General features: G+C 70.3%; 7 protein-coding genes and 1 pseudogene. 5 read left to right on the forward strand and 3 right to left on the reverse strand.

The genetic code is table 11. The features are described 5' to 3' along the window. Window positions 1-10 precede the first annotated feature (10 nt). Window positions 11-232, reverse strand: a complete 222-nt coding sequence (locus GT354_RS32905; RefSeq protein WP_161360031.1) for a hypothetical protein — start codon at window positions 230-232, stop codon at window positions 11-13. Window positions 233-350: 118 nt separating this feature from the next. Between GT354_RS32905 and GT354_RS32910 the strand changes: the two genes are divergently transcribed. Both GT354_RS32910 and GT354_RS32915 read left to right on the forward strand, forming a co-directional pair. Next, window positions 351-1,202 (forward strand): helix-turn-helix transcriptional regulator, encoded by an 852-nt coding sequence (locus tag GT354_RS32910; RefSeq protein ID WP_346012289.1) that lies wholly within the window; start codon window positions 351-353, stop codon window positions 1,200-1,202. 3 nt (window positions 1,203-1,205) lie between these two features. Beyond that, window positions 1,206-1,403: a DUF397 domain-containing protein gene (locus tag GT354_RS32915; RefSeq protein ID WP_161360033.1), complete on the forward strand. Its 198-nt coding sequence runs from the start codon at window positions 1,206-1,208 to the stop codon at window positions 1,401-1,403. 130 nt (window positions 1,404-1,533) lie between these two features. Here GT354_RS32915 and GT354_RS32920 read toward each other — a convergent pair whose 3' ends face one another. Beyond that, complete coding sequence (locus GT354_RS32920; protein ID WP_237535711.1) at window positions 1,534-3,198, reverse strand: hypothetical protein; 1,665 nt, start codon at window positions 3,196-3,198, stop codon at window positions 1,534-1,536. 412 nt (window positions 3,199-3,610) lie between these two features. Continuing rightward, complete coding sequence (locus tag GT354_RS32925; RefSeq protein WP_161360035.1) at window positions 3,611-5,182, reverse strand: FAD-dependent monooxygenase; 1,572 nt, start codon at window positions 5,180-5,182, stop codon at window positions 3,611-3,613. A gap of 158 nt (window positions 5,183-5,340) precedes the next feature. On the opposite strand from GT354_RS32925, the gene GT354_RS32930 reads away from it, so the two are divergent. The 3 genes and pseudogenes from GT354_RS32930 to GT354_RS32940 all read left to right on the forward strand — a co-directional run. Beyond that, window positions 5,341-5,817: a CGNR zinc finger domain-containing protein gene (locus GT354_RS32930; RefSeq protein ID WP_346012290.1), complete on the forward strand. Its 477-nt coding sequence runs from the start codon at window positions 5,341-5,343 to the stop codon at window positions 5,815-5,817. A 1,174-nt stretch (window positions 5,818-6,991) separates the two neighbouring features. Then, window positions 6,992-7,342: a hypothetical protein gene (locus GT354_RS52905; protein ID WP_202512580.1), complete on the forward strand. Its 351-nt coding sequence runs from the start codon at window positions 6,992-6,994 to the stop codon at window positions 7,340-7,342. A gap of 62 nt (window positions 7,343-7,404) precedes the next feature. Continuing rightward, window positions 7,405-7,948 (forward strand): annotated as a pseudogene (locus GT354_RS32940) (hypothetical protein); the annotation flags it as partial.

Genomic DNA, 7,948 nt, shown 5'->3' on the forward strand with positions numbered 1-7,948 from the left:
CGGCCGAGGGCTACTGCGGCTCCGGGGCGGGGCTGGAGAATGGTTCGGGCGCGCAGCGGGGGCACGCGCAGGGCGGGAACTTGTTCTGCTCTGGGGTGCGGGTGAAGCACACCCATTCCTCGAACGGCTTGACCACACGCGCTCCTTGCGCGTCCACGTGATACACGGTCAGCGTGATCCCGCTTCCGGGTGGCAGGTTCGGATCCCAGGTCTGCGTATCCGGGTGATTCATCGATGCGCCCTTCCTCGTCGTCACGGCGTACTACCGTGTGTATACGTGAGGATTCATGCCGTAACGGGCTGCGGGAAGCCGGATGGCCTCCGCAGCCGTCGTTGCGGAACGAGGGGGTGTGGCAAGGGTGTTCGAGAACGACGAGCCGGACACGTCCACAGGCCGGGGGCTGTACGGCTCCTACCTGCGTCAGGTGCGTCAAAAGGCCGGCAAGACCATCGTCCAGGTCGCCGACGACCTGAACATGAGCAAGACCCACCTGTCGGACATCGAACGCGCCCATCGCGTCGCGCCCCCGGGGTTCTCCGAGCGGGCCGACGAGTACTTCGGCATGGGCGACTTCTTCGCCCAGCATTGGCCGGCGGCGCGGCGGGAGATGCATCCGCAGAAGTACCGGGCGTTCATGGAGAGATCGGCGAAGGCGAAGCTGATCTCCGAGTACGCCGGGCACACCGTGCCGGGGCTTCTCCAGACCGAGGACTATGCCCGCGCACTGATCCGGGAATCGAAGCCGTATGCGGCGGAAGCCCACGTCGAGGACCTTGTCGCCGCTCGGATGAGCCGACAGGAGCGATTGGCGGGCGAAGACTGCCCTCGTTTGTGGGCGATCCTCGACGAGGCGGTCATGATGCGGCCCGTGGGTGGCAACGCCGTGATGGGGGATCAACTCGCCGCGCTCCTGCCCCTGATGGACACCGCCACGACAACCATTCAGGTCCTGCCGTTCGCGCACGGCGCCCACCCGGGATTGGGTGGATCGTTGACGCTGCTCACGCTCCCCGGCAAAGACCGATTCGCCTACCTTGAAGGTAGTGACAACGGCTGGCTCATCGAGGACTTGGAGGACGTGGAGGAACGGCAGCGGATATACGATCTGCTGCGGGCGTGCGCCCTGTCCCCGAAGGAGTCCGCGGTATACGTCGAGCGCGCGGTCGTGCGCTTCGGCGAGGCGGCCGGCGAAGGAGAATGAGTGATGTCCCGCATTTCACAGGGCGAGTTCACGCCATGGCGCAAGTCCTCGTACAGCAACGGCGACGGTGGGAACTGTGTCGAGATCGCCGACGGCCACTCCGTGGTGCCGGTCCGTGACTCGAAGGATCCGCGACTGGGTCACCTGACGATCACCGGGGCGTCGTGGTCCGCGTTCGTCGGTGTGCTGCGAGCAGGCTGACCTCGACGCCACGCGAAGTCTCGCGTACGGGGCGGGGATTCGCGCCTTCCGGCGTGGATCCCCAGTCCTGGCGCTTGATCGGATGAGCAACGCGCGCGGCCGGGGTATCCCGGCCGCGCGTGCTCCCCGATCAGCTGCCCGGGTTGCGTTTGACGTATGCCGACCACTTCTGCTCGAACGTCACCCGGTCCAGGCCCGTGGCGGCGGTCAAGGCCGCGTCCAGCCGGCTCGGGTCGCGATAGACCTCGGCCACGAACGTGTGCGCCTTGTCCGCGCCGAACTCCTTTGCCATATAACGGATCGCCTGCATCGCGTAGTGGTATGACGCGGCAGCGGTGTCGGGATCGGGCGAGTACACGTCGGCGTCGGTGGGGAGCCTGCCGGTGAACTTGCCGTCGGCGAGGTGCTCGCGCACGGCCTCGACGTGTCCGTTCGACAGGCGCGGGTCGGACCACGGCAGCGACTCGGCGAACCCCTCCGCGACCCACGTCGGCGGTTGGGCCCTGACCGCGGCGAACCCGGCGACCATCGCGTGGCCCAACTCGTGCTCGACCAAGGACATGAAGCCCGTGTCGTTACGAGTGTCGAACGCCTCGCCGGCGCCGTCCAGGAAGACCCGACAGCCCGTCCATCGAGTCGTCTTGTCGCCGAGCGGAACGACGGTGTTCGGCGCCAGACTCGCGCATACGCCGTCGGCGTTGGCGAGTTCCCTGGACTCCGACATCTCGTTGAAGGTCCGTCGATCGGGCGTGACGTACACCAGGAATCGGGTCACCGGCAGCTGCGGACCGCGCCACGCGGCGAGATCGCGTTGCGCCGCGGTCTCCGCCTTGTCGGCCCAGCCTGACGCCTTGGACTTGTGCGAGACGGACGCGAACAGGACTACGTGGGGACGCTGTTCGACCACCAAGGCGGCCTGATCCCACGGCATGGGATACGTGACACTGACGTAGGGCGCGGCGGATACCGCGATCAGCCACAGCGGTGCGCCGGCGGAGGCGCGCGCGAACGTCCATCGATAGTTCTCCGCGACCGGCTGGGGATCGGTTCCTTCGACGCGGTGGACGAACGAGACCACGATGTCGGCCGTCGGCCGGCTCGGAGCGGCGGCCGTAGCCTGGGCGGCGGCCGTCTCCAAGTCCGAGGGCGTCGGGCCGGGATCGGCGGGCGCCACGTAGCGGGACTCCGCGAACGGGATCTGCGTCAGGTTGGCGAACAACCGCCGCTGCTCCGCGAGCAGGTTCGTGGCGGCGGGATCGATCGGCGCGACGAACGCATCCGCGTTCCGGCCCGCCAGGGCGCGGGAACGGTCGGCGATCACCGCTTCCATCTCCCGGCGGGGGATGTCGGGATGATACGTGTTCCCACCTGCCGGCGCGCGAACGCGCGGACCGTCGTCGGCGGCTTGGCGTGGCCGATCCGCCGTGTTCCCGGTGTCCGTCGGGTTGCCGATCATGCCGGTGCCGACGAGCAGGATCACGACCAGCGCGGTGGCGATCGAAGCCGCCACGGTGACGAGCATGTTGCGCCGCTTGGTCCGACGTTCGCCAGGATGGGAGCGGTCTCGCAGGTAGGAATGCGGCTTCCCGTACGGGCGCGTGTACAGCCCGCCGGAGCCGGCGGCCTCGGCCACGACCGCCTCGGCACGGGCGATGACCGCGGCGGCGTCGGCGGCCCTCTCGGCCTCGGACCGCTCGGCGGGCGCCGCACCCTTTGCCGATCCCGAACCGGCAGCCGACCCAGGCCGCTCCGACGACGGCGCGCCGCCGGCCGTCCGCCCACCGGCCTCGGGCACCGGCGGCACGGGTATCGGCCCGCTCCCGGCGGGCGTATCGGCTGCTGGGCCGGCCGTATCAGCCGCGTCGGCCGGCCCACTCGCTCCGGGCTCACGCGGTCCGACGGCATCTCGCCACCGATCGCCGCCCGGGGGACGCGCGGGTGCTGCCTCGTCGCCGGAGCCGCGCTGCGGTTCACCGGGAACGGGTGTGTCGGACATGCCGGTTCTCCCCCTGGACCCCGCTCCCGGCGAGCCCACCCCGGTCCCGGACCGGCGATCCGATCAAGTGTGCCCAAAGGCTATCCACACTCCCCGACAGGCGGGTACGGCCCTCTTCTCCCCAAGGAACGGCGCGGCGACCGGGCGTGATCGCTTGTTTCGACCCAGGCAGGCGGTGAGGTCCGTGTCGACCGAGCCGTTCCGGCGGGAGTCACCGGTCCGCGAGTACGCGTCGTACGAGGGTGGGAAGGGTCGTCGGGTCTGCCGGGAGGGCGCCGCGCCAGGCGATGTGTCCGTCGGGGCGTACCAGGAGTGCGGTGTCCGCGTGGTCGGCGCCGAGGAGGCGTGCCCACTGCCCGGGGTCGGCTTCCTGGTGCGCGGCGGTGCGTATGGCCCGGAGGGCGAGGGGGATCCCGGCTTGCCGGACGGCTTCGGCCTGTGCCTGCCACCGGGGGTCCTCGTCGGCTGTGAGCAGGGTGAGGCCCGGGCCGACGAGGTCGAGGGTGGAGGTGACGCCGGCGGGCCCCGGGGTGAGGCGTACGTGGGGCAGGCGTTCTCCCGGCCGGCAGCCCGGCCTGTACCCCGACGGGTCGAGAACCCCGGGTTCGCCGGCGTGCTCCGCGTCGGGGACGACGGCGGTGGAGCGATAGGTGGCGGTCAGGAGGAGTTCGTCGTCGATGCGGTAGCCGGCGCGGTTGGTGGCGTTGGCCGTGGAGATGTCGACGACCTGGCGGGCGAGGGGGCGCCGCTCGGCCTCGTAGGTGTCCAGGAGGGCTTCGCCGGCGTATCCGGCGGTGACGGCGGCGAGTTTCCAGGCGAGGTTGTCGGCGTCGCCGATGCCGGTGTTCATGCCGTGTCCGCCGGTCGGCGGGACGACGTGGGCGGCATCGCCTGCCAGCAGGACGCGGGAGCGGCGGTAGGAGGCAGCGAGCTGTGCGTCCATGCGCCAGATCATCGTGTCGTGGACCGTCACGTCCAGGTCCGGGATGCCCGCGGCCGTACGGACGAGGTCGGCCAGGAGATCGTTGTCCGTCGGGTCCGTCTCGGCGTCTGGTCCCAGGGGGTACTGGTAGATCCAGTGACGGTCGTTGTCGACGGCCATGAACCCGCCCCGGCCGGGGACGGTGAGGAAGTACGAGGCGCTCGCGCGGTCGGCGACGACCTCTCCCAGGGGCGCGTCGAAGCGGACGCTGAGATAGCGCCCCAGGCCGACGGGGCCCTCCATCGCGATCCCGGCTCCGGCGCGGACGGTGCTCGCGGCGCCGTCGCAGCCGACCAGCCAGTCCGCCCGCAGGTGGTCCGGACGGCCCGTGGCCCGGTCCTCGACGACGGCCCGTACGCCGAGACCGTCGTCCTCGAAGGAGACCAGACGGGCACCGAACCAGATGCGGGAGCCGGCCTGTTGCGTGGCGCGGCGCAGCAGCAGCGGTTCCAGGGCGTCCTGGGAGCAGATGAGGCCGGGCGACGGCGTGTGCTCGGGGCCCTCGCCGGGCTCCCGGGCGAGACCGTTGCGGACGTAGTCGGGGTCGACGAGGTCGCGGCCTCGGTAGAAACGGACCTGCTCGGCCGGCAGCCCCGCCGCGCGGACCTCCTTCTCCAGCCCGAGCCGCCGGAAGATCTCCATGGACCGGGCCGAGACACCCCGGGCCTTGGGGTGGCGGGAGGTGCCGGAGTGGGACTCGACCAGCACATGGTCAACGCCCTGATCCGAGAGCAAACAGGACAGGACCAGCCCGACGGGTCCGCCCCCGACGACCAGTACGGGCGTGTGCGATTCGGTCATGGGGCTCCTTCGAGTGGGCATGACCAGCCTGCGTAACGGCTAACTTGAATGTAGACGTTACCACGGAGAGGTAATGATGGAATGGTGCTGTCGACTGACACGGGGGGCAGCGGTTCACCGATGACAATCCGCGCGGCCTGTACTTCCTGGCCGACCTGATCAACGCCGTGCAGGACGGGACCGGCGCCACACCGGCAGGGCTGGAGGCCGTCGTGGCGGCGCACGGGGGCCCGCCGTTGCGGCTGACCGAGACCACCGCAGGGGAGATGCGGGAGGCCGCGGCGACCATCGCGAAAATCCTGGACCTCGACGACGAGGACGCCGCCGCCGAAGCGATCAACGCCCTGCTCGACCGGTACCCCGCCCGCCCTCGGCTGGAGCGCGTCCCCGAACGCCGCTGGTCCCTCCGCGCCACGGCCCCCCACGACGCGCCGGCCCCCTGGCTGCTGTCCACCGCGGCCCTCGCCCTGGCCCTGTGGCTCAGCGAACGCGGCTACTGCGCCTGGGGCCGCTGCGCCGCACCGGGATGTGACCGCTACTTCGTCGACACGGGCCGCCGCAGCCCGCAACGCTACTGCTCGACCCGCTGCGGAACCCGCGTCCGCGTCGCAGCCCACCGCGACCGGGGTCGGTGATGCACCCCGATACATCCGGCAGCCGTCCGAACGGCCGCGTCACCTGCGCCCAAGCCTGCACGACACCCCGCTCCGCGCCCGCCGCTGAACCGGAGGCCGCCGGACCATCGCGTCAGTCTCTCGGGGGCGTCGTCCGTGACCTCGGCCGAGTTCTCGTCCTCGGGTAGCCGCGAGACCACCGTGGCCGCCGAGCGGGGTGACTTTCCTCCACGGCTGCCCACACCCGGGCGGCGATCTTGCCGCGAACCCCAGCGGAGCCACCAGTCGGTGTGCCGGCCGACCATGATCGATCTCGGCGCCAACCGTTGTACCGGTGTTCAAGCGCCGCCAATTGCATCTGATGCGAACTCGCGACGGTTCGCGAATCGTCGTGGGCAACGGCACCAATCAGCACGCTGACCGCGGGAGTTGACCCGGCCTGCTGGTGGTGACGGTAGCGACGGACGTGGGCGCGACGCCGGCTGGTGTCAACTCGTCCGGCTGACTGACCTGCGATTTGTCCGTCGACTCGCATCAGATGCGGTTTTCTCGCATACGACGCGAGTGACGGAGGGTGGTGGACCGGTGGGGTTCAACGGGTCGATCCCAGGTGCGGCACGTCTGCACCTGGTGGACGGAGTCGCGCTGCTGCGGCCGGAGGAACAGGTCTTCACGGCGATGCTGACCGGGTTCGCCAACCAGCAGCTCGCGCGGAATCTGGCCCGGACGACGGTGGAGGGCCGGGAGAACACGGTGAAGGCGTTCGCCGCGTACGTGAACACCTACCCGTGGCACTGGACGCTGGCGATAGTCGACGAGTGGCTCGGTGACCTGCGCTCGCTGCGGGACCTGCGCCGTTCCACGATTCGGTCCTACTCGGAGGCGGTCCGGGCGTTCTGCCACTTCGTCACCGACCCGCTCTACGCCTGGGCGGCCACCTGCGAGGAGCGGTTCGGCACCCACCCGGTCCAGGTCGTGCATGAGTGGAACACCGCGGTGCACGTCCAGGACAACGAGGCCGACGCGAAGAAGCGGGCGTTCACCAAGGCCGAGCTGCACGCGTTCTTCGCGCACTGCGACGACGAGGTCGCCCGGATCAGGGCCTTCGGCCGCAAGGGGCTGGCTGCCGGCGTTCCGCGATGCCACCCTGTTCAAGACCGCCTACGCCTACGGCCTGCGGCGCAACGAGACGCGGATGCTCGACGCCGCCGACTTCGGCCGCAACCCGCACGGCGCCGAGTACGGCGAGTTCGGCCGCTGCCAGGTCCGGTTCGGAAAAGCCAAGAAGGGCTCACCGCCCAAACGCCGCGGCGTGCTGACCGTCTTCGGCTGGACCCCCGACGTACTGGACGAGTGGTTCACCGAGGTCCGCCCGCTGCTCGGCACCGACGGCAACCCGGCAGCCTGGCCCTCCGAACGCGGACTGCGGATCGGCTGCCGGCGCATCAACTCCCGCTTCATCACCTACCGCAAAGTCTTGGGCCTGGACGACGGGCTGGCGACGCCTGGTTCGCCGAGAACACCGAACACGGCCGCACCTGCCTGAGGGCCTTCCTCAACTGGGCCAGGCTGAGCGGTCGTTGTCCACGCTCCCTGTCCATCCCCACCATGAAGGTCTCTCGACGACCCGCGCTGAGCGAGGACCAGCGGCTGGATGTGCTTGGTCGGCTCCTGACCGACCCCGAGACGCCGATGCGCCTCCGTGTCGCCGGCGTCATCGTCATCCTCTACGCGCAACCCCTGACCCGGCTCGTCCAACTGACAGTCGACGACGTGCTCCACGACGGAGAGAGCACGCTTCTGCGGCTCGGAGAACCCGCCTCACCCGTCCCCGCACCGGTCGCCGCCCTGCTGCCGGCTTACATCGCGGACCGCGACAACATGAACACCGCCACCAACCAGGCATCCCGCTGGCTCTTCCCCGGCCGACGGGCCGGCCAGCCAGCCCGTCCCGACCATCTGTCCGCACTCCTGGGCGAGATTGGCATCCCGGTCGCCGCCGCCCGCGGCGCCGCCATCCGACAGCGACTCCTCGAACTGCCCGCCCCCGTCGTCGCAGACGCCCTCGGCTACCACGACAAGACCACCAGCCGACTCCTCCGAGAGACCGGCGGAACCTGGACCCGATACGCCGCTGGCGATCACAGCCGGT

Source organism: Streptomyces sp. SID3343 (genome assembly GCF_009865215.1).
Taxonomy (GTDB): domain Bacteria; phylum Actinomycetota; class Actinomycetes; order Streptomycetales; family Streptomycetaceae; genus Embleya.

Coding starts and splice junctions, on each gene's coding strand:
- GT354_RS32905 (WP_161360031.1), bottom strand. CDS start 232: ATGAATCACCCGGATACGCAGACCTGGGATCCGAACCTGCCACCCGGA.
- GT354_RS32925 (WP_161360035.1), bottom strand. CDS start 5,182: ATGACCGAATCGCACACGCCCGTACTGGTCGTCGGGGGCGGACCCGTC.
- GT354_RS52905 (WP_202512580.1), top strand. CDS start 6,992: ATGCTCGACGCCGCCGACTTCGGCCGCAACCCGCACGGCGCCGAGTAC.
- GT354_RS32915 (WP_161360033.1), top strand. CDS start 1,206: ATGTCCCGCATTTCACAGGGCGAGTTCACGCCATGGCGCAAGTCCTCG.